At 56.3% G+C, this 749-nt stretch carries 1 protein-coding gene; it reads right to left on the bottom strand.

The features are described from left to right. Positions 1 to 32: 32 nt before the first annotated feature. Positions 33 to 749, bottom strand: a 717-nt coding sequence (locus FEV53_RS20440) for an IS3 family transposase (protein ID WP_246100963.1), incomplete at its 5' end; no start/stop codon positions are given.

Here is a 749-nt window from a genome sequence, read left to right as displayed (position 1 = left end):
ACCTCTGCTTGTCATGCAGGCCCAAAGCCCTGCTATCCGTTCAGGTCATGAGAAAAGACGGGGGCGATCACACTACCGCACGGCCCAGAACGGCCGACCCATTCCCGATCCGTCCCCCGCCGCTTCCCGGCATGTTTGGGGAGCCGGGAAGCGGCTCCCTTATCGCAAAGGAGCCGAGGGAAGTCATAAGACAAGCCTAATGCGCTGTGTGGTCGTTTCGTGTTGTAGTGTTTCCTCCATTGTTCGATCAGGATCTGCGCCTCGCGCAGGCTGTAGAAGGTTTCGCCATTCAGGAACTCGTCGCGGAAACGGGCATTGAAGCTCTCCACATATCCGTTCTCCCAGGACGATCCAGGTTCGATGTAAGCCGTTTTCGCGCCGACAGCTTTGATCCAGTCCTGTACGGCCTGAGCAACGAACTCCGGACCATTGTCAGACCGAATGAACGAAGGCACGCCGCGCAAGATGAACAGATCACTCAGCGCATTGATGACGTTGCCTGAGTTCAGCTTGCGATCCACACAGATGGCCAAGCACTCCCGGCTGTACTCATCGGTAATGTTGAGCGTTCGGAACGCCTTTCCGTCATCCGTCCGGCAATGCACAAAGTCGTAGGACCAAACATGATTACGGTGTTCAGGCCGCAGTCTGACGCACGATCCGTCATTCAGCCAAAGCCGTCCTTTTCTTGGTTGTTTCATTGGCACCTTCAGCCCCTCTCGTCGCCACAGTCTTTCGACGCGCTTATC

This window comes from Palleronia caenipelagi, assembly GCF_007004065.1.
Taxonomy (GTDB): domain Bacteria; phylum Pseudomonadota; class Alphaproteobacteria; order Rhodobacterales; family Rhodobacteraceae; genus Palleronia; species Palleronia caenipelagi.
Note: the sequence above shows the minus strand (reverse complement) of the source record. Positions and strands in the feature narration are given on the sequence as shown.